The 25,017-nt window shown below is 37.6% G+C and carries 21 protein-coding genes; 16 read left to right on the top strand and 5 right to left on the bottom strand.

From position 1 onward, the window contains the following. The first annotated feature begins 286 nt into the window (after positions 1-286). Entirely contained in the window at positions 287-1,381 is a 1,095-nt protein-coding gene (locus FH036_RS24915) for a hypothetical protein (RefSeq protein WP_000118575.1), read from the top strand. A gap of 251 nt (positions 1,382-1,632) precedes the next feature. Here FH036_RS24915 and FH036_RS24910 read toward each other — a convergent pair whose 3' ends face one another. Together FH036_RS24910 and FH036_RS24905 are read right to left on the bottom strand one after the other, a co-directional pair. Continuing rightward, positions 1,633-3,069, bottom strand: coding sequence for an MDR family MFS transporter (locus FH036_RS24910; protein WP_044790888.1), 1,437 nt, complete (start codon positions 3,067-3,069; stop codon positions 1,633-1,635). Between the two features lie 244 nt (positions 3,070-3,313). Next, positions 3,314-4,585 carry a BaiN/RdsA family NAD(P)/FAD-dependent oxidoreductase gene (locus FH036_RS24905; RefSeq protein ID WP_044790887.1) on the bottom strand — a complete coding sequence of 424 codons (1,272 nt, stop codon included), beginning with the start codon at positions 4,583-4,585 and terminating at the stop codon, positions 3,314-3,316. 384 nt (positions 4,586-4,969) lie between these two features. Between FH036_RS24905 and FH036_RS24900 the strand changes: the two genes are divergently transcribed. After that, the gene (locus FH036_RS24900) at positions 4,970-6,622 is read left to right on the top strand and encodes a putative polysaccharide biosynthesis protein (protein ID WP_001284047.1); all 1,653 of its coding nucleotides are present in this window, start codon (positions 4,970-4,972) and stop codon (positions 6,620-6,622) included. A gap of 41 nt (positions 6,623-6,663) precedes the next feature. Next, positions 6,664-7,392, top strand: a complete 729-nt coding sequence (locus tag FH036_RS24895; protein WP_001234933.1) for a pseudouridine synthase — start codon at positions 6,664-6,666, stop codon at positions 7,390-7,392. 81 nt (positions 7,393-7,473) lie between these two features. On the opposite strand, the gene FH036_RS24890 is transcribed toward FH036_RS24895, so the two are convergent. Next, positions 7,474-7,695 carry a DeoR family transcriptional regulator gene (locus FH036_RS24890; RefSeq protein ID WP_000805512.1) on the bottom strand — a complete coding sequence of 74 codons (222 nt, stop codon included), beginning with the start codon at positions 7,693-7,695 and terminating at the stop codon, positions 7,474-7,476. A gap of 357 nt (positions 7,696-8,052) precedes the next feature. On the opposite strand from FH036_RS24890, the gene pepV reads away from it, so the two are divergent. The 4 genes from pepV to FH036_RS24870 all read left to right on the top strand — a co-directional run bounded on the left by pepV (position 8,053) and on the right by FH036_RS24870 (position 13,531). Next, complete coding sequence (gene pepV, locus FH036_RS24885) at positions 8,053-9,459, top strand: dipeptidase PepV (RefSeq protein WP_138320946.1); 1,407 nt, start codon at positions 8,053-8,055, stop codon at positions 9,457-9,459. Between the two features lie 219 nt (positions 9,460-9,678). Then, the gene (gene thpR / locus FH036_RS24880; RefSeq protein ID WP_000419005.1) at positions 9,679-10,224 is read left to right on the top strand and encodes an RNA 2',3'-cyclic phosphodiesterase; all 546 of its coding nucleotides are present in this window, start codon (positions 9,679-9,681) and stop codon (positions 10,222-10,224) included. A 138-nt stretch (positions 10,225-10,362) separates the two neighbouring features. Further along, positions 10,363-12,504: a type I pullulanase gene (gene pulA / locus FH036_RS24875; RefSeq protein WP_139896362.1), complete on the top strand. Its 2,142-nt coding sequence runs from the start codon at positions 10,363-10,365 to the stop codon at positions 12,502-12,504. A 229-nt stretch (positions 12,505-12,733) separates the two neighbouring features. Continuing rightward, positions 12,734-13,531, top strand: coding sequence for a phosphotransferase family protein (locus tag FH036_RS24870; protein ID WP_001055736.1), 798 nt, complete (start codon positions 12,734-12,736; stop codon positions 13,529-13,531). A gap of 3 nt (positions 13,532-13,534) precedes the next feature. Here FH036_RS24870 and FH036_RS24865 read toward each other — a convergent pair whose 3' ends face one another. Continuing rightward, positions 13,535-13,813 (bottom strand): YtzH-like family protein, encoded by a 279-nt coding sequence (locus FH036_RS24865; protein ID WP_001122234.1) that lies wholly within the window; start codon positions 13,811-13,813, stop codon positions 13,535-13,537. Positions 13,814-14,046: 233 nt separating this feature from the next. On the opposite strand from FH036_RS24865, the gene trmB reads away from it, so the two are divergent. Together trmB and FH036_RS24855 are read left to right on the top strand one after the other, a co-directional pair. Then, complete coding sequence (trmB, locus tag FH036_RS24860; RefSeq protein ID WP_001239380.1) at positions 14,047-14,700, top strand: tRNA (guanosine(46)-N7)-methyltransferase TrmB; 654 nt, start codon at positions 14,047-14,049, stop codon at positions 14,698-14,700. A gap of 69 nt (positions 14,701-14,769) precedes the next feature. Next, the gene (locus FH036_RS24855; RefSeq protein ID WP_044790883.1) at positions 14,770-15,624 is read left to right on the top strand and encodes a YtnP family quorum-quenching lactonase; all 855 of its coding nucleotides are present in this window, start codon (positions 14,770-14,772) and stop codon (positions 15,622-15,624) included. Positions 15,625-15,839: 215 nt separating this feature from the next. On the opposite strand, the gene FH036_RS24850 is transcribed toward FH036_RS24855, so the two are convergent. Continuing rightward, positions 15,840-16,151 carry a PepSY domain-containing protein gene (locus FH036_RS24850; RefSeq protein ID WP_000118540.1) on the bottom strand — a complete coding sequence of 104 codons (312 nt, stop codon included), beginning with the start codon at positions 16,149-16,151 and terminating at the stop codon, positions 15,840-15,842. A 148-nt stretch (positions 16,152-16,299) separates the two neighbouring features. Between FH036_RS24850 and FH036_RS24845 the strand changes: the two genes are divergently transcribed. From FH036_RS24845 to FH036_RS24815, 7 genes are all read left to right on the top strand, one after another. Beyond that, positions 16,300-17,373, top strand: a complete 1,074-nt coding sequence (locus FH036_RS24845) for a M42 family metallopeptidase (RefSeq protein WP_001031503.1) — start codon at positions 16,300-16,302, stop codon at positions 17,371-17,373. Positions 17,374-17,866: 493 nt separating this feature from the next. Further along, on the top strand, positions 17,867-18,376 hold the full coding sequence (locus tag FH036_RS24840) for a DUF84 family protein (protein ID WP_139896361.1): 510 nt from the start codon (positions 17,867-17,869) through the stop codon (positions 18,374-18,376). Between the two features lie 82 nt (positions 18,377-18,458). Beyond that, on the top strand, positions 18,459-18,773 hold the full coding sequence (locus tag FH036_RS24835) for a thioredoxin family protein (RefSeq protein ID WP_000838192.1): 315 nt from the start codon (positions 18,459-18,461) through the stop codon (positions 18,771-18,773). Positions 18,774-18,851: 78 nt separating this feature from the next. After that, a complete protein-coding gene (locus tag FH036_RS24830) occupies positions 18,852-19,664 on the top strand; it encodes a DUF1444 domain-containing protein (protein ID WP_000784613.1) in 813 nt (270 codons plus the stop codon). Then, positions 19,661-20,275, top strand: coding sequence for a YtpR family tRNA-binding protein (gene ytpR / locus FH036_RS24825; protein WP_001006759.1), 615 nt, complete (start codon positions 19,661-19,663; stop codon positions 20,273-20,275). The genes FH036_RS24830 and ytpR overlap by 4 nt, the downstream gene beginning before the upstream one ends. 222 nt (positions 20,276-20,497) lie before the next feature. Then, positions 20,498-20,842: a thiamine transporter gene (locus tag FH036_RS24820; RefSeq protein WP_139896360.1), complete on the top strand. Its 345-nt coding sequence runs from the start codon at positions 20,498-20,500 to the stop codon at positions 20,840-20,842. A 221-nt stretch (positions 20,843-21,063) separates the two neighbouring features. Continuing rightward, the gene (locus FH036_RS24815) at positions 21,064-24,966 is read left to right on the top strand and encodes a DNA translocase FtsK (RefSeq protein WP_139896359.1); all 3,903 of its coding nucleotides are present in this window, start codon (positions 21,064-21,066) and stop codon (positions 24,964-24,966) included. Positions 24,967-25,017 lie beyond the last annotated feature (51 nt).

Below are 25,017 nucleotides of genomic sequence, written 5' to 3'. Positions count from 1 at the left end.
AAGTTGTAGTAGAACAAGCTTTGCTGGAAATTTTGGTGATTATAGTTGTTAGAAAAGAATTCTATATATAGTCTTCTTTATATATAACCTTTGGAAATCTGTCAGTATTACTTAAATTTAATGTTTGAAATATTAATTTTTTTATCGAACAAGGAATCGAAAATCGAATAAATGATGTTTGATTTGTATTTTTTTGTTTTATTTTAACAAATTATAGAAAATAAATAATGAATCGTGTAAACTAAACCGGGTAGGGTATTTAAAACTATAAAAAGGGGATGTTGAGATGAGTTGGAAAATGAAGTGCCTGGGGATTATATCTGTATTTTTTCTTGCTTTAGTAGGTTGTCAAACTGATAAAAGTGTAGAGACGACTCCAAAGGATAAAGCAGCCTCTACAGATTCAAAATCAACTGGAACGAAGGAATCTGAAGGTGGGGAAAAGAAGGCTGATTCGAAAAGCTCAATTAAATTGGGGAAAGTGGAAAAACAATTGGGTAAGGAAAGTTTTACTAATTTTGAATTAGATGAAAAAGATGAAAGAAGAATATATTTAATTGCAGATGGTGATAATTTAGGGGTTCTATTTGAAAAAGATTTTACACCTTATTTCTCCAGTTATTCGAATGGGAAATGGCAAAAAGATAAAAAACTTGAAGTTAAGTCTATGTACCCAGAGGGACGTATTATAGGGATTGGAGAAGGTTATTTAGAAGTAGCAACGGGAGAAAAAGAGGGAACACTTCTATTTTTAAATTATAAAGGAGAAGTTGTATTTAAAGAACAACCGAGAGAACTTACCAGAGATCAAAGTGGGGTAGTTGGTGGAAGGAATAGTAGAGTAACTAGTTCTAGCAAAGGGAATGTCATTATACATCAAGACGATAAAAACGAAAATGAAAGAATTTTAATATCCCAGAGAGATGGGAAAGAGATTATGAAATTAGATGGAGTCAAAGATTTTCCTCCATTTCCAGGGTATTTGGATTTCGATAAGAAATTAATGTTCCAAAACAAAGAAATTTACGATTTTGGAAAGAAAAAATTTGTGTATGATACGAGTGGACAAAAACTTGAGCCAGATAGAAATGGTAAAGTAGTAGGATCAGATGGTGGTAAATATTTCTTTGTCGATAAATCTGATACAGAAAAATCTAATGGTCTCAATGTAGGCAAATTTGACTTGTACGAACAAAAATTAGGGCCAGAGAATGAGAGGGAAAACAAGACTAGATTTACGGGTCCTTATGTGTGGGAAGAGAGCATTGCTATAACTAATTTAGATAATAAGATATATTATTACAGCTATTATAAATTTGAGGATAAACCGGCAATATATATGACGGAAATGACGTATAAAAATAATAAAAGTAAGAAGTAGTATAAGTAGGGGCCTATAATCTAATGCGGGTTATAGCCTCTTTTAATTACAAAAGTGTAATCGTTGCAGTAATAAAGGGAAAAAGCTTTGGTGTCGGTTCTGATGAGAATAAGAAGAAAAAACAAGGATATTAGGTTTCGGTGCTAAAAAAGATCTGAAGATACATGTATCATTCTAAAATTTTATCCATAAATTCGTAATTCTTCATCGTATAAAAAAGGATGACCAAAATAAAATGGTCATCCTCTTTCTTATTGCTCACTCGTTTGTGTAGCGGGCTTTAATAAAAGCCAAGCGATAATTAATGTACATACTGCCAATACAAAAGTACTCATATAAATGACGTGTACACTTGATGCTAATGCGGATTGTGATTCAGTTACTACGTTTGTTGTAGTACCTCCATGTCCGCCAGATACAAGATCAAGGTTTTTAATACCACGTGCGTGAATCATCGTATTGAAAATTGTGCCGAATATTGCAGCACCTAATGTTTGACTAAATGTATTAATAAATGTGTTTAAACCAACGGCTGTTCCGCGTGTATGAGCTGGTACGGCTGCTTGAATTGTTACCATGTAAATCGGTGTTACAAGCCCCATACCTAAGCCGAATAATCCGACTGCTACATAAATAAGGAATGATGGTGAATGTGTTGATAATGTAAATAATAAGAACGTAGCCACTGATAAAATGCTAGCTCCAAGTAAAATGATTTGTTTCGTTTTTAATTTTCCTACTAAGTTACCAGAGAAAATAGCGCCAAATGTCCACATAACAGGGATTGGCATTAAAATAAGTCCAGCTTCAGTCGCATTTTTTCCTAGTACACCTTGGCTCCAAATTGGAAGGTACATCGTAATACTAATAATCATTGCGCCAGCAATAAGCGTTAATATATTTATCGTAGATAATGTACGGTTAGAGAAAAGTGCTAGCGGAATTAATGGTTCCGGAGATTTTTTCTCGATGAATAAGAAAATAATGAATGAAACGACGGCGAAAATTAATAGGCCGATAATTGTTACATCTCCCCAGTTTTGTTTACTGCTACCTGTTAATAATGCGTATAGTAGAGCAATCGTACTTAATGAGAAGACTGTTGCACCAAGATAGTCGATATGGTGTTTAGCTGGCTTAATAGATTCTTTGTAGTAAATGGCAATCATTAAGCAGGCAATAATTCCAAATGGAACGTTTAAGAAGAAAATATAACGCCAAGAAAGAGAATCAACTAAAAATCCACCTACTAACGGTCCGATAACACCTGAGACACCCCAAACGGCACTCATCCAGCCTTGTGCTTTCGCGCGGTCTTTCGCTTCGCTATATAAGTCTCCAATAATCGTCATTGTGATCGGCATAACAGCACCAGCACCGATACCTTGAAGAGCGCGGAAGAAGATTAATTGTTCCATTGATGTAACGACACCGCAAAGTGCAGAACCGACTAAAAAGATTGTAGCTCCAATAAGTAAAACTTTTTTACGACCAAATAAATCAGCTAGCTTTCCGTATATGGGAGTTGAAACCGCTGTGGCAAGCATGTAAATTGCGTAAACCCAGCTAACAAGTTCAACGCCGGATAAATCACTCGTTATACGAGGGATTGCTGTACTAACAATCGTTCCTTCTACCGCAGAAAGAAACGTCATTAGCATTAAAGACATCATGACTTTTTTTCTCATATGTTTTCCCCTTACCCTTTTTCAAATATTCAACAATATAAAATATAAAGGTACTAAGGTATATAAAGCAACAAAAAAGCAATGGGAAGTTACATGGAGCGGATATTTGTCGCTTCTTGTCGGTAAGTCGATATATTTGAGAAATCGCCGATATAAGTTGTAGAATCGCTGATATATCTGTGTAATCGCCGATAATAATTTCATGTACCTATAAAAAAAGAAACAGGAATCCCTGTTTCTCAGTTTAATATTGCATTTTCGCGTTTTCTCCAGCTGTTGTTCCGGCAATTCTACCAGTAACGAGAGCAGATGTAATATTATAGCCACCAGTATAACCGTGAATATCAAGAACTTCCCCGCAGAAATATAAGCCGTTCGTGAATTTAGAAGACATTTCTTTTGGGTTAATTTCTTTAACAGATACACCGCCGCCAGTAACGAATGCTTTTTCAATGGACTGCGTACCATTTACGTTTACAGTAAATTCTTTAAAGTCTTTCACAAGTGCACGAATTTTTTCGTGAGAAACTTGTCCAGCTTGTTCACTACCGTCAATTTCATTTCTTTCTAATAAGAATAGGAAGTAACGTTCAGGTACATAACCTTTTAACACGTTTTTAATTCCTTTTTTCGGATCTTCTTTCATTTGTTTCAGCATGCGCTGGAATAGTTGTTCACTATTTTCTTCTGGCAATGCATCGATGCTCATTTGCACTGTATTCGTTTTGAACTTCTTCAGTGCTTTTACAACGAATTGACTACAGCGAAGGGCAGCAGGACCAGATAAACCGAAGTGAGTGAAGAGCATGTCCATTTTGTGAGAAATGATAGCCTTTCCTTTCGGGTTTAATACACTTAAGTTTACGTCTCGTAAAGCAAGTCCTTGCAGTGAACGGTCTCGAATAAATGGTTCGTTTGAAAGGATTGGTACTTCTGTTGGGAATAATTCTGTAATTGTATGACCTGCTTTTTCTGCCCAAGCATATCCGTCTCCAGTAGAACCGGTTTGCGGAACTGATTTTCCGCCGACAGCGATAACGACGTGATTTGTTTCTAGCACTTCGCCAGTCTTTAGTACGACTGCTTTCGTTTGACCATTTTCATATTCAATCGTTTCAACAGGTGTATTCGTGCGGATCTTTACACCTAAATCTTTTAATCGTGTTAAAAGTGCGTCTACTACCGATTGCGCTTTATTTGAAACAGGGAACATGCGGCCATGATCCTCTTCTTTCAGTTTTACACCGAGATTTTCGAAGAATGTAATAATATCTTCATTATTAAAAATAGAAAAAGCGCTGTATAAGAAGCGGCCATTTCCTGGTATATGTTTAACGATCTCATCAAGTGGTAGACGGTTCGTTACGTTACAGCGGCCGCCACCAGAAATCGCAAGTTTACGCCCTAGTTTATTTCCTTTATCAAGAAGTAAGACGCTTGCGCCTTCTTCTGCAGCACCGATTGCAGCCATTAGCCCAGAAGGCCCACCGCCGATGACAATAACATCATAATGCATAATATATCGACCTCATTTTCTACATTTCCTGCCTAAAAGAATAGCATGTTTTCCCTTAAAAGAAAAATAGAGTGAAGTACTGCTTAAGGAGAGAATTGTGGTACAATACAAAAGTTAGAGTTCAGCACTATCCTGTTATTTGTGGGCCATAGGACTAAAACCTTATGAGTTAGGGGAAGTCTAATAGTTCTCGAATGCTCGAATAGTTCAATTTATTATAGTTTTACTGTACCCCGCTATTTGCGGGCAGTAAGACTCCCGCCTTAAAGTTAAGTGGGAGATTAACTGCCTGTAAATGCCCGATTGGTGGGGGCTAATAATCAGTAGGGAAGAACGCCCCACTGATTAAAGTTTCACTTTATGTAGATGTAGGAGGATTTTTGTATGTCCGATTCGAAATTTCTGCGCGGAACGCTTATTGTTACGTTAGGGACATTTTTAGTGAAGTTCTTAGGCATGATTTACGTCTTTCCGTTTCATGCATTAGTAGGGACAGAAGGCGGAACGCTCTATACATATGGATACATTCCATATACGATTTTTTTAAGTATTGCAACGGCAGGGGTGCCGCTTGCTGTTTCAAAATTCGTTTCCAAATATAATGCGCTTGGCGATTATAAAACGAGCCGGAGAATGTTCCGCTCGGGAATGGTTATGATGATAGTAACAGGAGTTCTTTCATTCCTAGTACTGTACATGACGGCGCCGTTGTTTGCAGAAGCAATGCTCGGTAAACAAAGTGTACACAGTAATATAGGAGAAGTTACGACGATTATTCGTCTTGTAAGTTTTGCGCTTATTGTTGTGCCGGCAGCGAGTTTAATTCGTGGTTATTTCCAAGGTCACCAATCGATGGGACCAACTACTGTTTCGCAAATTATTGAACAAATTATTCGTATCGTCTTTTTATTAGCGGGTAGTTTTATCGTTATTAAAGTACTTGGCGGTACAGTTGCAACAGCGGTAGGGGTAGCGACATTTGCTGCATTCGTTTCAGCAGTTGGAGCGCTCGGTGTACTCATTTGGTACTGGCTAAAACGTAAAAAACATTTAGATCAATATTTAATTGAACAAACTGTACCAGAGTCGACAGTGAGTACGGTTCAATTATTTAAAGAATTATTTGCATATGCGATTCCTTACGTTGTAATTGGGTTAACAATTCCTTTATATCAACAAATTGATACATTGACATTTAACTCAATTATGCAAGCGATTGGCCAAGGTGATATTGCAGAGCGAGCGCTCGGTATTTTCACAATGTGGACGCATAAATTAATTATGATTCCTGTATCACTTGCGACAGCGTTTAGTTTAACGCTCGTACCAGCGATTACAAAATCATTTACTGAAAAGCAATACCGTTATTTAAAGTTACAAATTACACAAACATTCCAGGCAAATATGTTCTTAACATTGCCAGCAGTTGTCGGTATTTCATCACTTGCATATCCGATTTATACTGCATTTTACGATTCAGATCCATTAGGTGGACAAGTATTAATGTGGTATGCACCGGTTGCGTTGTTATTTGCTTTATTTACAGTAACAGCGGCAATTCTGCAAGGTATTAACCAACAAAAGCATGCGATTATCGCACTTATAATGGGTGTTATTTTGAAATTTGTATGTAACGTAATTTTTATTCGTTACTTCGGTACAGTAGGGGCAATTCTAGCAACAGCTGTTGGTTTCTTAGCTTCTGTTTGGTACACAAATCAACAAATTAAAAAATACGCACACTATTCATTCGGTGTTGTATATAAGAGAACGTTCCAAATTGCAGTATTAACATTTGTAATGGTTGTGGTCGTAAAACTATCACAATGGATTCTATCCTTCATGATTTCGCCGGATGGCCGAGTTGGCGCTCTTATTACAGTTGCGATTTGTGCAGGTCTTGGCGGTCTCGTTTACGGATTGTTAGCGATTCGCACAGGAGTACTTGAAAGAGTATTTGGCGGAGAAGCGTTAGAGAAGATCCAACGTAAACTTGGCAATAGATTCAAAATAAAGTTGAAATCAAAAGGGGCGTAATTACGTCCCCTTTTCTATGATAAATAAAGAAGGTGAAAAACGTGAGATTAGATAAATTATTAGCAAATATGGGATATGGAAGTAGAAAAGAAGTAAAGAAATTATTGAAAGACGGCGTTGTGAAAATTGATGGAATATCGGTGAAAGATGCAAAGGTTCATGTAAATGTAGAGGAACAAGAAGTTATGATTCACGGTGAAGTTGTGGAATATAAAGAGTTTGTTTACTTAATGATGCATAAACCACAAGGCGTTATTTCAGCGACAGAAGATGATAATCATGAAACGGTAATAGATTTATTAGAGTTAGAGGATGCGATTTTTAATCCGTTCCCAGTTGGAAGACTTGATATTGATACAGAAGGTTTCTTATTAATAACAAATGACGGGAAGTTATCACATCAATTGTTATCTCCGAAAAAGCATGTGCCGAAAAAATATTATGCACACGTTGCAGGAGTAGTAACAGAAGAGGATGTAAAAGAGTTTGCTAAAGGTGTTATTTTAGATGATGGCTATGAGACAAAGCCAGGTGCACTTACAATATTAAAAAGCGATGATATTTCTGAAATCGAGCTTGTCATTACAGAAGGAAAGTTCCATCAAGTAAAGCGTATGTTTGAAGCGGTAGGGAAAAAAGTAGTCTACTTAAAGAGAATAGAGATGGGACCGTTAGTGTTAGATGAAGAGCTAGAACTTGGACAATACCGAGAGTTAACAGATGAAGAAGTAGAGATGTTAAAAACATATCAAGTAGATACTGAGAAATAGTGCTATTTTTAGGCGCAGAAAAGACCCCTTTCTAATGAGTTAGAAAGGGGTATGTATTTATTTACATACAATTATTTTTCGTTATGAGGTCATTCTCACTTTCTTTCCTGTTGTTGTCCACTTACCGCGGCAAGGGCTATACACGAGTTCATTAAACTGCAACACATTTAGATCACGTTGTATCGTTCGCGGTGTGATCCCGAACTCATCTACAAGGTCTTTCGTCGTTACCGTTCCGTTTTCATTGATGTACATATAAATTGATTTAATGCGTGTTAGCATACGAGTAGTTGTAGGTTTCAAGAGAAAACCACTCCTCTACTAGTTTTTTTGACCCCATTCAGGAAAGAAGGTCGTTACTACCATTGTACTCTACATGATAAAATTCATGCTTTAATCTACTTAAATTTTACAGAAATTTAACAAATATTCATATAGAAAAATATTGGTAGTTGACATTGTATATATGGTCAGTCAACTAACACATAAAATTCTACGTAAAACGCCAAATTCCTGCAAATTTTTTTAGAAAAATAAAAGAAAAACTAATAAGAAATATCTGAAATATTACAATTGTTCGGTATTTGGTTTTCGTGTATGGCATAAGAGATTTCGGTTTGTTATGATGAAAGAAACAATATAGTGAAGGATGGATGCGTGATGTCAGCAATTAATTGGACAGAAGAAGTTGCAAAACGAAAAGATGATTTAATTCGTGATACACAACAATTTTTACAAATTAAAAGTGTATGGGAAGAAGAGTCGGCAAAAGAGGGCGCACCGTTCGGTGAAGGTGTAGAAAAAGCTTTATCTTTCATGTTACATAAAGGAGAAACGGAAGGTTTTACTTCTAAAAATTTAGAAGGGTATGCAGGTCATCTTGAAATGGGACAAGGAGAAGAATTAGTAGGTATTCTTTGTCACGTTGACGTTGTACCAGAAGGAGATGGTTGGACGACTCCTGCATATAGTGCAGATATTCGCGATGGAAAGATTTTTGCACGTGGTGCAATTGACGATAAAGGCCCAACGATGGCAGCTTACTATGCGATGAAAATTGTGAAAGAATTAGGTTTACCTCTTTCAAAACGCGTTCGTATGATTTTAGGAACAGATGAGGAAAGTAATTGGAAATGTGTAGATCACTACTTTAAAAACGAAGAAATGCCAACAATCGGTTTTGCGCCAGACGCGGACTTTCCAATTATTAATGCAGAAAAAGGAATTTCTGATATACAAGTTGTGCAAAATGGTAGTGGAGAGAAGAAAGGTACATATGAACTTGTTTCATTTGAGTCAGGTCGCCGTTTAAATATGGTTCCTGATTTTGCAGAAGCGGTTGTTACAGGAGAAGATGTAAATGCACTTACAGTAGCATATGAAGAGTATTTACAAACTGCTAAAAAAATAGGTGAAGCAATTGTAGAAGGTAATACAGTAACGTTGCAAATTAAAGGAATTTCAGCTCACGGATCTACTCCTGAAAAAGGAGAAAATGCAGGTTTATTACTGGCAAACTTCTTAACGAAAGTTGCTCTTGATGGAAAAGGGGCTTCGTTTGCGACATTTGTAGCAGCAACATTTATTGGTGATATTTATGGTGAAAAGGCTACTATCGCTTATAAAGATGAGGTTAGTGGTCCGTTAACAGTGAATGTTGGTCGCCTTTCTTATACGAAAGAAAATGGTGGCAATTTAGGATTAAACGTACGTTACCCAGTTACGACTAACTTTGAAGAAATGATTGCAAAGTTAAAAGAATATGTGGGTACTCATGGATTTGAAGTAGATGATTATTCAAACTCTCGTCCGCATCACGTTGATAAAGACCACGTATTAATTCGTACGTTGCAGCGCGTATATGAAGAACAAACAGGTGAAAAAGCAGAACTATTAGCAATTGGCGGTGGTACTTACGCTCGTTCGTTAAAAGCTGGTGTTGCATTTGGCCCATTGTTCCCTGGAAAAGAAGAACTTGCACATCAAAAAGATGAGTATATTGAAATTGAAGACTTATTAAAAGCAACAGCAATTTACGCGCAAGCAATTTATGAATTAGCGAAGTAATGGATATATAAATAATAAAAGACCGTCCCGATACATTCTTTGGGACGGTTTTCTATTACGTGTCGTTTGTTGGTAAGCAGATGTTCCTTGTCGAAATGTCGATATCATTTCATCTATTAACGCGACCTGAACTTGGTTAGACTTGTAGGGAAGTTGGATTCTTTTTAATGGAATGAGATAAGAAAGAAAAGCAACAATAGAAAGAAGGAGAAGATGTACATGGAACTGCATTATTTTGTCGCGATTACGTTACCAAATCATATAAAAGAAGTGCTATCTAACTATAGAGAGGAAATGCAGGAGGAATTACCATTTCGTTCGTGGGTACATAAAGAAGACTATCATATTACCCTTTCATTTTTAGGGAGTGCGACAGAGGAACAATTAGAAGAAATACAGAATGGATTACAAATACTTAAAGAAACAAAGGAACTCTCGTTTACGTTACAAGGATTTTCAACGTTCGGTATGGAAGATAGGCCACGTATTTTTTGGGCGAAGGTAAGCGAGAATCAAGCTTTGTTTCAAGTGCAAAAGCAAGTACACGCTATTTGTGAAGGGAATGGATTTTCTTTAGAAACGCGCCCGTATCATCCGCATATTACTGTTGCCCGTAAATGGGTAGGAGAAGAAAAGTTTGATTTAGAACATATAAAGGAAGTGCCTGAAATATCATTTCAAGCGGATACGATTACTTTATACGAATCTCACGTAAAGGAGACACCGAAATATAAAGCAATTGCTGAAATAAAATTACAAAAATAGAATGTATGAAAACGTTTTTTATACAGGTGAATATACTATAAAGAACAATGTGTTACTGTATAGGGCTTCGCTGATAAGAAAAGCCTTATCATTTGCAGCTCGTTTCATTTTAACTTTAAGAATGATGGTGATTTTTTTATGTTGAAAGTAAAACGTCCATTTGATGCCTATTTAGATGAAATGAATAAAATTACAATTTTGCTCCCACATGCGTATGGAACAAGTCGGACATTTCGTTTGCAAGAAGGAAGTAACGTGAAAGATTTACCGATTGCTCATACAATTGCGCTTCCGGATGCAACGAAGTATGAGTGCTTTATAGAAGAGCCGCTAGATGTGGGGAAGTATTATACAGTACGAGATGAACGGAATGAAGAAACAGATTTACAAATAGGTGCTGTCATAAGAACAGCGATTTTCGATGAGAAGTATTATTACGAAGGTACAGATTTAGGGGCAGTACACCAAAAGGAAGCAACTACATTTAAAGTATGGGCTCCAACTGCGAGGCTTGCGAAAGTAAGAATTTATAAAAGTGATAAAGAATATACAGATTACGAAATGTACAGAGAAGAAAATGGAGTTTGGGCTCATACATTGCACGGCGATTTAGCCGGTGAAAAGTATACATTTCTTGTTTGTATAAATTTAATATGGAACGAAGCTGTGGATCCTTATGCAAAATCAGTGACTGTAAATGGGAAGTACGGCGTTGTTATTGATTTGGAAAAGACGAATGTAACAAAGCTAGGGCAATTACCACCTTTACAAGCAATGACAGATGCCATATTGTATGAACTGCATATTCGTGATGCTACTATTCATCCAGGCAGTGGAGTGAGTAAAAAAGGAACATATAAGGGACTAATGGAAGAAGGAACGACAGGGCGAAATGGGACGTTAACAGGTTTGTCTCATATAAAGGATTTAGGTGTTACACATGTTGAACTATTACCTTTATATTGTTTCGGTGGTGTAGATGAGGCGAATCCTTCTTCTGCCTATAATTGGGGGTACAATCCATTATATTACAATGCACCAACGGGATTTTATGCTACAAATCCTTCTGACCCGTATAACAGGATCGTAGAGTGTAAACGGCTGATTGAAACATTTCATGAGCACGGCATTAGAGTGATTATAGATGTTGTATATAATCATGTGTATGAAAGAGAGCTCTCATCATTTGAAAAGCTTGTCCCAGGATATTATTTTCGTCATGGTGAAAATGGTATGCCTTCTAATGGGACGGGAGTCGGAAATGACATAGCATCTGAACGGAAAATGATGAGGAAATTCATTGTAGAGTCTATTTTATATTGGCTTACAGAGTACAATGTTGATGGATTTCGGTTCGACTTAATGGGAATTTTAGATGTTGATACAATAAATATAATAGAAAAAGAAGTGCGAAACATAAAGCGAGATGCACTGCTATTAGGAGAAGGGTGGGATTTACAAACACCACTTCCTCTAGAGGAAAAAGCAACGTTAAATAATGCAAAGAAAATGCCGCATATTGCGCAATTTAATGATCAATTTCGCGATGGGATAAAAGGGAGTACCTTTCATATAAATAAACGTGGTTTTGCATTTGGTGGGTATGTAGACTGTAATCATTTGCAGTATATTGCATCAGGAAGCCTTTTGAGTATGAAAGAAACAGGTTTGTTTCTAGCGCCTGTGCAAAGCATTAACTATGTAGAATGTCATGACAATATGACGATGTGGGATAAACTAATGCGCAGTAATGAAGAGTCGGAAGAGATTTTGAAAAAACGGCACCTGCTAGCAACTGCAATGGTGATTCTGTCGCAAGGCATCCCTTTCTTACATGCTGGGCAAGAGTTTTATCGTACGAAGCAAGGAAATGAAAATAGTTATAATGCAAATGATGAAATTAATCAATTAGATTGGGATCGAAAAGAGAAAGAAATAGAGACCGTTAACTATATAAAAGGTTTAATTGCGATTCGTAAAGAGCACGGAGCATTCCGGTTACAAAATGCAGACCTTATAAAAAAGTATATGACTTTTTTGCAAACATCTCCAGAAGTACTTGCATATCATTTAGAAAATGTAGAGTCGTTTGGACCGTGGAAAGAAATTGTCGTTTTATTTAATAGCAGTTTAGAAGAGAAAACGGTGCAACTGCCGAAAGAAGAAACGTGGCATGTGTTAGTAAACGAAAAGCAAGCTAAAATAGAGCCAATTTCTTCATTTAGAGGAAAGGAACTTAGGCTCGCTCCGATTAGCACGTATATATTGACGATAATGTGACAAATCGCTACTTGACGATGAGAATGTAATAAATGTAGAATTGACAAAGGTGACGATTTTGATAAGTTGTCATTCTATGGCTGGTTTTGTAAAATAAAATAGAGAATTTTTGGCTTATGCCAAGTTTTCTTTTCATTTACAGTAAAATATATATGAATCCACAACATGTGTAGAAATGTTGCGGTTTTTCTTTTCATAACTATAAAAGATAAGGATTTGTTAACGGGTAATGAATATGGAATGGTTGGAACAATTATTAGGAAAAGAGTGGAGTCTTGTACCGGCTGGTGGAGTAACGGGCGATGCATATATTGCGCAAAACGGACAACAGAAGTTATTTTTAAAGCGGAATACATCGCCCTTTTTAGCGGTATTGTCAGCAGAAGGAATTGTTCCAAAATTACTTTGGACAAGAAGGGTAACGAACGGTGATGTAATTTCTGCTCAAAAATGGCTTCCGGGACAGAAGTTAGAGCCAGAGGATATGAAACTAGAACGTGTTGCGAAACTTTTGAAGAAAATACACTCATCTAAAGCACTTGTGCAGATGATTCAGAGACTTGGGAAGCAGCCGCTTCACGCACAAGAGTTATTACAACAACTGCAACTTGTTTTAAGAGGAGATATAAGGGATGAGGAAACAATTCAGCAAGGTCTTCAATATTTAATGGATTCATTAAAAGATATTGAATACAACGAATTCGTTGTATGCCATTGTGATGTAAACCATAACAATTGGCTATTGTCGGATGAAGATGAGTTGTTTTTAATTGATTGGGATGGAGCTGTAATTGCTGACCCAGCTTTAGACCTCGGTATGTTATTATATTGGTACATTCCGCGCCAAGAATGGAGTGAGTGGCTCGGTTACTATGATATTGAAATGGATGAATCGCTGCTTAAACGTATGAGATGGTATGTGATAGCACAAACGATTTTGTCTATTCAATGGCATACAACAAAAAAACAGCAAGCAGAAGCTGAATATTGGCATCAATATTTACAGCAACTACTTGCTTCAGAGTAATACTTAAGAAAAATTGTCCATTCCAGCAATCCACTGAGTAAGTTGTTCTTGATTATTGGAAATGTGGTTGTCCAAATTAGAGGAAGATTTACCCGATTGACTATAAGAATATACATCGTTTAGCATTGCTTTAGCGTCACTACTTATATTATCGTTTGCGAGTAACGATTGAATGAGACGCTCTAATTGCTCGCATTCAGAAACTGTCCCGCAACAATCACTTTGGTGATTGACTAAAATATCTTTCAGCACTTCTAATTGATGTTGTTGATTAATTGGCATGAACGGATCATCCTTTCGATTGTTTTTCTCTTCTTAGAAAAGTAAGAGAAAAAGCTGTTTCGTCATGGAATGTTTAATGCTGTATGTAGTTTTTATCAAAATGGTACATCTTATACTTGAAAGAAACGGACCGAGTGCTCGTACGTACTTGGTTTTTTGTTTGGTAGATTGATTAAAAACAGAAAGAAGGAATTATTCCTTTAAAATAGCTATGTAAAGAGAGGGAAACATCTATGCGTTTAAGACATAAACCATATGCAATGGATCGAATTAATGAGTATTCACATATCGTAATCGGAAACCCAGAGGAGCGCGCTGGTAACTGGAAAGAAGTATTTGGAAATGAGCAACCCATTCACATCGAAGTAGGTACAGGTCGTGGCCGCTTTATGTATGATATGGCAAAAGCCAATCCACATATTAATTATATTGGAATTGAAAAATTCACAAGTGTTGTTGTAGATGCACTTGATAAATTAATTGAAGAAGAATTACCGAACTTAAAGTTAATTAATAAAGATGCTGAAGATTTAACAGTTTTCTTTGCAAAAGGTGAGATTGATCGCGTGTATTTAAACTTCTCAGATCCATGGCCAAAGAAACGTCATACGAAGCGTCGTTTAACGTACAAAACGTTTTTACGCAATTATGAAGAAGTGTTAGTAGAAGGCGGAGAAATTCATTTCAAAACAGATAACCAAGGTTTATTTGAATATTCTCTTATGAGTATGGCTGAGTATGGTATGTTACTAACTTACTTAAGCTTAGATCTTCATAACAGCGACTTTGAAGGTAACATTATGACTGAGTACGAAGAGAAATTCTCTAGTAAAGGTCATCGCATTTACCGAGTAGAAGCAAAATATCGTACAGAGCCTATGCAGTAATGCATAGGTTTTTTGTATCTCAAATAATCAGAATTTTATGTTAGTATTGTAAGGAAAGGGGGAGGAAAAATGGAACAGTTACAAATTGGAGATATAAAAGTGACGTGGCTAAAAGGGGGGAACACACATTTAGATGGAGGGGCAATGTTTGGCGTTGTGCCGAAAGTACTTTGGTCACGTAAATATAAACATAATGATACAAATCATATTTATTTACGAACAGATCCGTTACTTTTGCAAACGAAAGACGGTAATATGCTCATTGATTCTGGAATAGGAAACGGTAAATTGAATGAAAAGATGAAGCGGAATCAAGGTGTAACGGAAGAGTCGTCAGTTGAGAATTCTTTAGAAAAGCTGGGACTAAAGCCTGAAGATATTCATTACGTTTTAATGACGCACCTTCACTTTGATCATGCATCTGGTTTAACGAAATGGGAAGGTGATCAACTTGTACCAACTTTTCCAAATGCGAAAGTTTACGTAAGTGAAACAGAGTGGAATGAAATGAGAAATCCAAATATTAGATCCCGTAATACATATTGGAAGGAAAATTGGGAGCCGATTGTAGATCAAGTTGTTACGTTTCAACAAGAAATAGAAATTACGGATGAAATAAAAATGGCGCATACGGGCGGCCATAGTGACGGACACGCAGTGATCGCTTTAGAAAGCAAAGGGGAAACGATGCTGCATTTAGCAGACCTATTGCCGACGCACGCCCATCAAAATGTATTATGGGTCATGGCTTATGATGATTATCCGATGACATCAATTGAAAATAAGCAAAAGTGGATGAAGTATGGAGCTGAAAAGGATGCTTGGTTTACATTTTATCATGACGCATATTACCGTGCAGTAAAGTGGAATGAGGAAGGGCATATCGTAGAAAAGATAGAGAGAAAAACGAGTATAGAAGCATAAAAAGAGCAGGTTGTTCCAGAATATTTGCTGGAGCGACCTCTTTTTTATTGTCGGCTTTTGTCGGTAAGTCGATATAATTGGGAGATCGCTGATATAAACCGAGTTGCGCCGATAAATTTAGAAAATCGCTGATATAAACCGAGTTGCGCCGATATAATTTCAAACACTACCCATAATTAAAAAATAAGAGGTTCACCTAATGGGAACCCTCCTGTTTATGCTGCTATAACCTCTAAAACAGTACCTGTTTTAGCATCAACTAAAAATTCAAATCGTTCTTGTATATCATTTAACATCGTTGTAAGACCGCCGCGATACACTTCATACGCGACATCATATTTTTCAAATGTCTCTGGAACCATATGTACCCAAGAGCCAGTAATTTCACCTTTATGACTTAATGCTTGTTTCACCATTTTCAATGCTTTTTCTGAAGAAATATGGGATTGTTCTTGTACTTTGTTTGCAACGAAATAACCAGCTGCGAACCCAACGCCAAGACCTGCTACTAAACCTTTCCAGCTCATATATTCACCTCAATTCTATAAAATAAAAATAGTGTACCGATAATAATTATAAAGCAAATACAGCTAAAAAAGAAGAAACTAGAAACATTTCGAAAATTTCGTTACAATAAAAGAGGTATTCTACTAAGGTTTGAAAGAAGGGGACTTCGTGAATAAAGAGACATTACAATTATTTCGTACGTTAACAGAATTACAGGGTGCATCAGGTTTTGAACATGATGTACGCCGTTTTATGAAGCAAGAATTAAGCAAATATGCAGATGAAATTGTACAAGACGGTTTAGGTAGCGTATTTGGGCTGAAAAAAGGGGACGAAACTGGCCCGCGTGTTCTTGTAGCAGGTCATATGGATGAAGTAGGTTTCATGATTACGCAAATTACGAAAAACGGAATGCTTCGTTTTCAACCGTTAGGCGGCTGGTGGAGCCAAGTACTATTAGCTCAGCGCGTACAAGTGATGACGAAGAATGGCCCTGTTATTGGGGTTGTTGGTTCTATTCCTCCTCATTTATTAAGTGACGCGCAACGTGCAAAACCGATGGATATAAAAAATATGTTAATTGATATAGGCGCAGATAGCTATGAAGATGCGATTGAGATTGGTGTAAAACCAGGACAACAAATCGTGCCAATCTGCCCGTTTACGCCGATGGCAAACGAAAAGAAAATTATGGCGAAAGCTTGGGACAACCGTTATGGATGTGGCCTTGCAATCGAATTACTAAAAGAATTAAAAGACGAAACATTACCAAACACATTGTACTCTGGTGCGACTGTACAAGAAGAAGTTGGTCTTCGCGGTGCGCAAACTGCTGCAAATATGATCCAACCAGATATTTTCTATGCGCTTGATGCAAGTCCAGCAAACGATGCATCTGGTGATAAAACACAGTTCGGTCAATTAGGAAAAGGTGCTCTTCTTCGTATTTATGACCGTACGATGGTAACGCATAGAGGAATGCGCGAATTCATTTTAGATACAGCAGAAACAAACAACATTCCGTACCAATACTTTATTTCACAAGGCGGTACAGATGCGGGACGTGTACATACAAGTAACTCAGGTATCCCATCAGCAGTAATTGGTGTTTGCGCACGTTACATTCATACACATGCTTCTATTTTACATGTTGATGACTATGCGGCAGCGAAAGAGCTAATTACGAAGCTTGTAAGAGCAACGGATAAAACGACGTTAGAGACAATTAAGAATAACGCGTAGAGAAGAAGGGCTGAAGAGCCTTTCTTTTTTTAGATTGAATAGATGACCCATCCATGAATGGTAGCGGTCAGTGCTTAATGGGTGCTCGAATGGTGTATTAAGAGCGCGGGTAGGAAGCGAGAGGAAGACTATTTTTGTGTTCGAGGTCTGTAATTGAGGGAAGCCACCTTTCTTTTTGGATTGAATAGATGCCCGGCGATGTGCGGGAGCGATCGGCAATGTTGTGAGAAAACCATTCTTTTTTTAGATTGAATAGATGCTCGAGCCATGTATGGTAGCGGTCAGTGCTTAATTGATTCTCGTACGGGGATTAAAACCTCGGGTAGGAAGTGAGAGTAAGGTTGTTTTTGGGTTCGAGGTCCGCAATGTTGTGAGAAAAACTCTTCTTTTTTAGAGTGAAGAGACAAACAAGCGATGTGTGGTGGCCGTGCTCCCGTGTATAAAGAACAATTTGATTAAGGGAAAATGATAAATTTTTATAGAGGTGAATGAAATGAAAGTAGTAGTTGGATCTAAGAATAAAACGAAGGTTGGAGCTGTGGAGAAGGTTTGGAAAGGTGCTACAATTACATCTCTTTCTGTTCCTTCAGGAGTAGCAGCACAACCGTTTTCAGATGAAGAGACGATGCAAGGAGCGATCAATAGAGCGAAGCGAGCGCTAGAGGAAGGGGAAGCTCAAATTGGCATTGGACTAGAAGGCGGCGTAATGAAAACAGAGCACGGTTTATTTATGTGTAATTGGGGCGCGCTAGCAACAAGTGATGGTAAAATATTCGTTGCTGGCGGGGCACGTATTACGTTACCAGATGATTTTTTAGCACCTCTTGAAGGTGGTAAGGAGTTAAGTGAAGTGATGGAAGAGTTTGTACAGAGAAAAGATATTCGTAGTCATGAAGGTGCTATCGGTATTTTTACGGATGATTATGTGGACCGTACGGAATTATTTGTACACGTTGTTAAGTTACTTGTTGGGCAATATAAGTATGATGAAAAGCAAGCATAAACCTTGCACCGTGCGCGATGTATGGTAGTATAAAAGAAAGATTATAACATGAAAAATGTACTCGTTAGAGGAGGAAATATAGATGAAATCATTAGAAAGCATGGAGCAATTCCAAGAGTTAAAAAATGAAGAGAATGTAGTCTTTATGTTCTCAGCAGAATGGTGTCCAGACTGCCGCTTCGTAGATCCATTTATGCCAGAAGTAGAAGAGAAATATAGTGATTTCTCATTTTACTATGTAGATCGTGATGAGTTTATTGATCTATGCGTAAAATTAGACGTATTTGGCATTCCGAGCTTTGTAGCGTACAATAAAGGTGAAGAAACAGGTCGCTATGTAAACAAAGATCGTAAAACACAAGAACAAATCGAAGAGTTCATTGAAGGTTTAAAATAAGGCAATTTGCCAATTGAATTGTAAAACAACCTCTACCTTCGCGGGGGAGGTTATTTTTTTGGAAGGGAGGAAAAAGAGATGAAGATGACAAGTAAAAAGATGAAAGACGAGTTAATGAAGAGATTATCTCGCCCGGAATGGGACTTTCAGTATGATAGTGAGAAAGAAGTTCTACGTATAGAACAGAAAGACTCAAAAAAAGGTATTAACGTATCGCTTCCAGGAGTTGTAGCAAAATGGGAAGTGAATAAAGAAAAGGCGATTGAAGAGGTTGCCTACTACGTACAAGAAGCGTTAATTGCGATGCATAAGGAAGAAAATAGCGCGGCGAAAATTTTACCTGTTATTCGCTCTACTTCTTTCCCGAAACAAGCAGAAGAAGGAAATCCGTTTATTATGACGGATCATACGGCGGAAACACGTATTTACTATGCGCTAGATTCGAATAAAACATATCGTCTCATTGACGAGCGTTTATTACAAAAATTAGGGCTTACAGAGCAACAAGTACGTGAAATGGCATTATTCAACGCTCGCTCATTAGGTTATGAATTTAAACAAGACACAGTAGCAGGTAATACATTCTACTTTTTAAACACAAATGATGGGTATGATGCCACTCGTATTTTAAACGAATCGTTACTACAATCGATGCGTGAAAAGATTTCTGGTGACATGGTTGTTGCTGTTCCTCACCAAGATGTATTAATTATTGCTGATATCGTCAACGAAATCGGTTATGATATTATTGCACAAATGACAATGAAATTTTTTGCCGAAGGGCATGTTCCGATTACATCACTTTCATTCGTATATGAAGATGGGGACTTTGAACCAATCTTTATTTTAGCGAAGAATCGGAAGAAGACAGATGGAAAAGAGAAAGGATGAACGAAGTGAACGTTTTTTACAACCTTGAAGGAATTGGTGACACTTTAATTGTTGCCTTACAAGATATTACTTTAGAGAACCGTACTTTTGATCGCAAAGGAGATGTTGCACGCGTATACGATCGTGAAAGCAACGAAACAGCAGGATTCAACATCTTTAATGCATCTTCTTACTTAGAAGTAAAAGAAACAGGTAACCTTACGTTAACGAAAGAACTTGTAGAAAAAATCAACGAAATTTTAGCGAAGAACGGCTTTGAAGAAACAGTAGAAGCAGATCTTTCTCCAAAATTTGTTGTAGGCTATGTAGCTGAAAAAGAGAAACATCCAAATGCCGATAAGCTAAACATCTGTAAAGTAGAAATCGGTACAGAAACATTACAAATTGTATGTGGCGCACCAAACGTTGATGCAGGACAAAAAGTTGTCGTTGCAAAAATCGGCGCTGTAATGCCAAGCGGTATGTTAATCAAGCCAGCTGAGCTTCGCGGAGTTCCTTCTGCTGGAATGATTTGTTCAGCACGTGAATTAGAGCTTCCAGATGCTCCACAAGAAAAAGGTATTCTTGTATTAGAAGATAGCTTTGAAGTTGGACAAGAGTTTAAATTTTAATTGATATAAGAAAAGAGAGGGTGTCCTTTTGGACAACCTCTCTTTTCGTTTTTTGTCAGTAAGTCGATATCCTGTGTCGAACCGTTGATATATTGCGAGTTGTAATAGATATATTCAGGAAATCATTCATATTCATAAGGATGTCACCTTTTTTCTTAAAATCTATATTGTGTTTTATAAACAAAATAGTTAAAATTTAGAAAAATAGAAGGGGATAGACGTATGAAACAACAACCAAAAATCGCAGAACTTCTGAAACGAATTGAAACTTCAAAACAGCAAGATATCGAGTTAGGTACTTATGAGATATATTTGTTTAGTCAAAATGAATTAGAAAAAGGACAAATTGGTTATCGATATGATAAACATCAAAATTCATTAATAAGTGAAGAACACGGAAAATGGAAAGATGAATGGATTGTTATTGGGTATGAAACAGATATGGGAGACCCAGTTTTCGTGAATATCGATGATGATGCGTATCCAGTGTATACGGCAGAGCGTGGTACAGAATTGTGGCAACCCGTTCATATTGGAAATATAGATGAGATTATAAAACAATTATAAAAAACTTTGAGACCGGTGCAAAGTGTAACGGATAGTGTAGATGAATATCGGAAGAGTAAAGCTTAAACGCAGTCTTACATGTAAGGCTGCGTTTTTCTATATGAAAACACTCGTAAATTAGAATATTATGGATAAATATGACATGCTTAATTTTACCTGCACTTTTTGCCGAATGCTGATACAATAAAGGATGTTACTATTTAGTAGAAAGAGTGGTAAGCATGTTAGATTGGATGAAAAAGCTGTTTAACAAAGAGGAAGAACAAACAGCGATGAATAAAGAAGTACCAAAGCAAGTTGAAAGTCAGCCGAAAATTCCTCGTGTAAACCACTACACCGAAGCAAGAGAAGCACAAATGGCAAGTAGGAATGCAGGTAAATGCCGTTTTCCATTAGTACCGGATAATGGGTTCGATGAAGAGGATGTTATAGAAACAGGGCGTTTTGAAGAACAACCTGTTCAAGCTGTAACATATAAAGAGTCGCCTATTCAAAGAGGAATTAAAGTGGAAAGAAGCAGACGACAGTATGTGGAGAAGGTAGTTTCTACATATGAAGAGCCGGAAATGCAATATGAACCGGAGCGAGAACCTGTCGTAAAGAAAGCATCTACACCAGCGCAAGAAAGTAACCGTAGACCATTTCGTCCAACAGAAATGATTTCGCCAATTTACGGATATAATCGTCCTTCAGTAGAGAAAAAGGAAGAAAAGCAGGAGGAAGTAAAGGAAAGAGAAGACCTTGAAATATCTGTAGAGGGCAAATCAGTCGTTGATGCATGGTTAGAGAAAAAAGGATATACATTATCTGATTTCTCAGAAGGACAAGCACCGACTTCTTCTAGTCATAGAGCTGCTAACGAGCAAGGAGAGCAACAATATGAAGAGAGTAAAAAGGAAGAAAAGTCAGTTGTTGATCAATGGCTAGAGAAAAACGGTTATGAAATCGAACGCCAAGAGCCTATAGTGGAAGAAAAAGAAGTGGTTCAAGAAATGAGTGCACCGCAGGAAGTTCCAGCGGCTGAATTACTTCATGAAACAATTGCTGAGCGCATGGAAGGTGCGAAGCAAGAAAGTGATGTAGTGGACAAAAACATTCTACAAGAGGAATTAGTAGATTCTAAAGTAGAGCACGAGGATACAATATTATCAGAAGAAATTAAACGTAGTACAGAAATAGAACAACCTACTATTGAAGTAGAAAAACAAGCACCAGAAGAATCAGTGATTGTCAAAGCAGAAGAAAAGCTTGAAGAAACAATCATTGTGGAAATACCAGAAGAATTTGAAGAGGTAGACGTAATTACAGAAACAGAAGAATCAGAAGAAGTGGAAGTAATTGCGGAAGCAGAAGAGTCAGAAGAAGTGGAAGTAATTGCAGAAGCAGAAGAATCAGAAGAAGTGGAAGTAATTGCAGAAGCAGAAGAGTCAGAAGAAGTGGAAGTAATTGCGGAAACAGAAGCGCCAGAAGAAGTGGAAGTAATTGCAGAAGCAGAAGAGTCAGAAGAAGTGGAAGTAATTGCAGAAGCAGAAGAGTCAGAAGAAGTAGAAGTAATTGCGGAAGCAGAAGAGTCAGAAGAAGTGGAAGTAATTGCAGAAGCAGAAGAGTCAGAAGAAGTGGAAGTAATTGCGGAAGCAGAAGAGTTAGAAGAAGTAGAAGTAATTGCAGAAACAGAAGAGTCAGAAGAAGTGGAAGTAATTGCGGAAACAAAAGCACCAGAAGAAGCCGAGCCTGTAGCACTTGAGGAAATGCAACAAGAAATGGTGTTAAATAAAGCAATTGAACAAAAGAATGAATTCATACATGTTGCTGAGGCTGATGAACAAACGAAAAAAGATGTTCAAAGCTTTGCGGATGTTTTAATTGCAGAAGAACAACGAGTTGTAGAGGAAGCATCGGTCGTAGAAGAACAACCAGTTGCAGAAGAAGCATCGGTCGTAGAAGAACAACCAGTTGCAGAAGAAACATCGGTCGTAGAAGAACAACCAGCTGCAGAAGAAGCACCGGTCGTAGAGGAACAGCCAGTTGTAGAAGAAGCACCGATTGCAGAAGAAGCACCAGTTGCAGAAGAAGCACCAGTCGTAGAAGAACAACCAGTTGTACAAAAAGAAGAACCAAAACGTGAGAAAAAGCGTCACGTACCATTTAATGTTGTTATGTTGAAACAAGACAGAACGCGATTAATGGAAAGACATGCGGCTAGAACAAATGCAATGCAACCTTCTATGAGTGAACGAGTAGAGAATAAGTCTGTACATCAAGTAGAAGAACAACCACAAGTGGAAGAAAAACAAATGCAACAAGTAGTAGTGAAACCACAAGTGGAAGAGAAACAAATGCAGCAAGTAGTGGAGCCACAATTGGAAGAAAAGCCAATGCAACAAATAGTAGTGGAACCACAAGTGGAAGAGAAACAAATGCAGCGAGTAGTGGAGCCACAAGTGGAAGAACAACCAATGCAGCAAGTAGTGGTAGAACCACAAGTGGAGGAACAACCAGTGCAGCAAGTAGTGGTAGAACCGCAAGTGGAAGAACAACCAGTGCAGCAAGTAGTAGAGCCACAAGTGGAAGAAGTGCAGCCAGTACAACAAGTAGTGGCAGAGCAAGTACAAAAGCCAATTTCAAGTACGGAAGTAGAAGAGAAAGCATATGTTGTAAATCAAAGAGAGAATGATGTGCGAAATGTATTGCAAACGCCACCGACGTATACGATTCCATCATTAACATTACTATCGATTCCGCAGCAAGCAGCGTTAGATAATACGGAATGGTTGGAAGAACAGAAAGAATTATTAGATACAACGTTTAATAATTTCCACGTTGGCGCACATGTTATTAATGTATCGCAAGGTCCAGCAGTAACTCGTTTTGAAGTACAGCCAGATCCAGGTGTAAAAGTAAATAAAATTACAAACTTAAGTGATGATATTAAGCTAAGTTTAGCGGCGAAAGATATTCGTATTGAAGCGCCGATTCCAGGGAAGAGTGCGATTGGAATCGAAGTTCCCAATAAAGAAAGTAAGCCAGTATTTCTTCGTGAAATTTTAAGAAGTCCTGTGTTTACAAAGAGTGAATCACCGCTTACGGTTGCGCTTGGACTTGATATTTCAGGTGATCCAATTGTAACGGATATTCGAAAAATGCCACACGGACTTATTGCGGGTGCAACAGGTTCAGGTAAAAGTGTGTGTATTAACGCCATTTTAACAAGTATTTTATATAAAGCGAAACCACATGAAGTGAAGTTAATGTTAATCGATCCAAAGATGGTTGAGCTTGCACCATACAATTCGGTTCCACATCTTGTAGCACCTGTTATTACGGATGTAAAAGCAGCGACAGCTGCATTAAAATGGGCAGTTGAGGAAATGGAGCGCCGTTATGAATTATTTGCGCACGCAGGAGCTCGTGATTTAACTCGTTACAATACGATTGTAAGTGAGCGAGAAATTCCGGGAGAGACATTACCTTATATCGTTATTGTCATTGACGAGCTAGCCGATTTAATGATGGTAGCACCTGGTGATGTTGAGGAAGCGATTTGTCGTATTGCGCAAAAAGCACGTGCTTGTGGTATTCATTTATTAGTAGCGACGCAGCGTCCATCTGTAGATGTTATTACAGGTTTAATTAAGTCAAACATTCCAACGCGTATTGCGTTTACTGTATCATCTCAAGTTGATTCGCGTACGATTATTGATATTGGGGGCGCAGAGAAATTACTTGGCCGTGGTGATATGTTATTCTTAGGGAACGGTACATCTAAGCCAGTTCGTGTACAAGGTGTATATGTATCGGATGATGAGATTGAAAAGACAGTTGATCATGTGAAAAAGCAAATGAAGCCGAATTACTTATTTAAGCAAGAGGATTTATTAGCGAAAACAGAACAGGCTGAGTCGGAAGATGAATTGTTCTTTGAAGCATGTCAATTTGTTGTAGAACAAGGGGGAGCGTCCACATCTTCTGTACAGCGAAAATTCCGCATCGGTTATAATCGCGCGGCACGTCTCATTGAAGAGATGGAATCGCAAGGGATTATTTCTGAAGCAAGAGGAACGAAGCCAAGAGATGTCCTTATTTCTGAGGATGAATTTGCTGCTATGCAGGAAACAAATGTATAGTAAACGGTTTTGCTGTATACTAAGAGAAAATGTTGGATAGTAAAGTAGGGA

The sequence above is a fragment of the Bacillus sp. CD3-5 genome (genome assembly GCF_006349665.1).
Taxonomy (GTDB): domain Bacteria; phylum Bacillota; class Bacilli; order Bacillales; family Bacillaceae_G; genus Bacillus_A; species Bacillus_A paranthracis.
The sequence above is the reverse complement of the archived record's forward strand: the minus strand, read 5'-3'. Positions and strand labels throughout refer to the sequence as shown.

Bases quoted from the DNA above. Each gene is read 5' to 3' on its own strand.
- FH036_RS24915 (WP_000118575.1), top strand. From the start codon at position 287: ATGAGTTGGAAAATGAAGTGCCTGGGGATTATATCTGTATTTTTTCTT.
- FH036_RS24910 (WP_044790888.1), bottom strand. From the start codon at position 3,069: ATGAGAAAAAAAGTCATGATGTCTTTAATGCTAATGACGTTTCTTTCT.
- FH036_RS24905 (WP_044790887.1), bottom strand. From the start codon at position 4,585: ATGCATTATGATGTTATTGTCATCGGCGGTGGGCCTTCTGGGCTAATG.
- FH036_RS24900 (WP_001284047.1), top strand. From the start codon at position 4,970: ATGTCCGATTCGAAATTTCTGCGCGGAACGCTTATTGTTACGTTAGGG.
- pepV (WP_138320946.1), top strand. From the start codon at position 8,053: ATGTCAGCAATTAATTGGACAGAAGAAGTTGCAAAACGAAAAGATGAT.
- thpR (WP_000419005.1), top strand. From the start codon at position 9,679: ATGGAACTGCATTATTTTGTCGCGATTACGTTACCAAATCATATAAAA.
- pulA (WP_139896362.1), top strand. From the start codon at position 10,363: ATGTTGAAAGTAAAACGTCCATTTGATGCCTATTTAGATGAAATGAAT.
- FH036_RS24870 (WP_001055736.1), top strand. From the start codon at position 12,734: ATGAATATGGAATGGTTGGAACAATTATTAGGAAAAGAGTGGAGTCTT.
- FH036_RS24865 (WP_001122234.1), bottom strand. From the start codon at position 13,813: ATGCCAATTAATCAACAACATCAATTAGAAGTGCTGAAAGATATTTTA.
- trmB (WP_001239380.1), top strand. From the start codon at position 14,047: ATGCGTTTAAGACATAAACCATATGCAATGGATCGAATTAATGAGTAT.
- FH036_RS24855 (WP_044790883.1), top strand. From the start codon at position 14,770: ATGGAACAGTTACAAATTGGAGATATAAAAGTGACGTGGCTAAAAGGG.
- FH036_RS24850 (WP_000118540.1), bottom strand. From the start codon at position 16,151: ATGAGCTGGAAAGGTTTAGTAGCAGGTCTTGGCGTTGGGTTCGCAGCT.
- FH036_RS24840 (WP_139896361.1), top strand. From the start codon at position 17,867: ATGAAAGTAGTAGTTGGATCTAAGAATAAAACGAAGGTTGGAGCTGTG.
- FH036_RS24835 (WP_000838192.1), top strand. From the start codon at position 18,459: ATGAAATCATTAGAAAGCATGGAGCAATTCCAAGAGTTAAAAAATGAA.
- FH036_RS24830 (WP_000784613.1), top strand. From the start codon at position 18,852: ATGAAGATGACAAGTAAAAAGATGAAAGACGAGTTAATGAAGAGATTA.
- ytpR (WP_001006759.1), top strand. From the start codon at position 19,661: ATGAACGAAGTGAACGTTTTTTACAACCTTGAAGGAATTGGTGACACT.
- FH036_RS24820 (WP_139896360.1), top strand. From the start codon at position 20,498: ATGAAACAACAACCAAAAATCGCAGAACTTCTGAAACGAATTGAAACT.
- FH036_RS24815 (WP_139896359.1), top strand. From the start codon at position 21,064: ATGTTAGATTGGATGAAAAAGCTGTTTAACAAAGAGGAAGAACAAACA.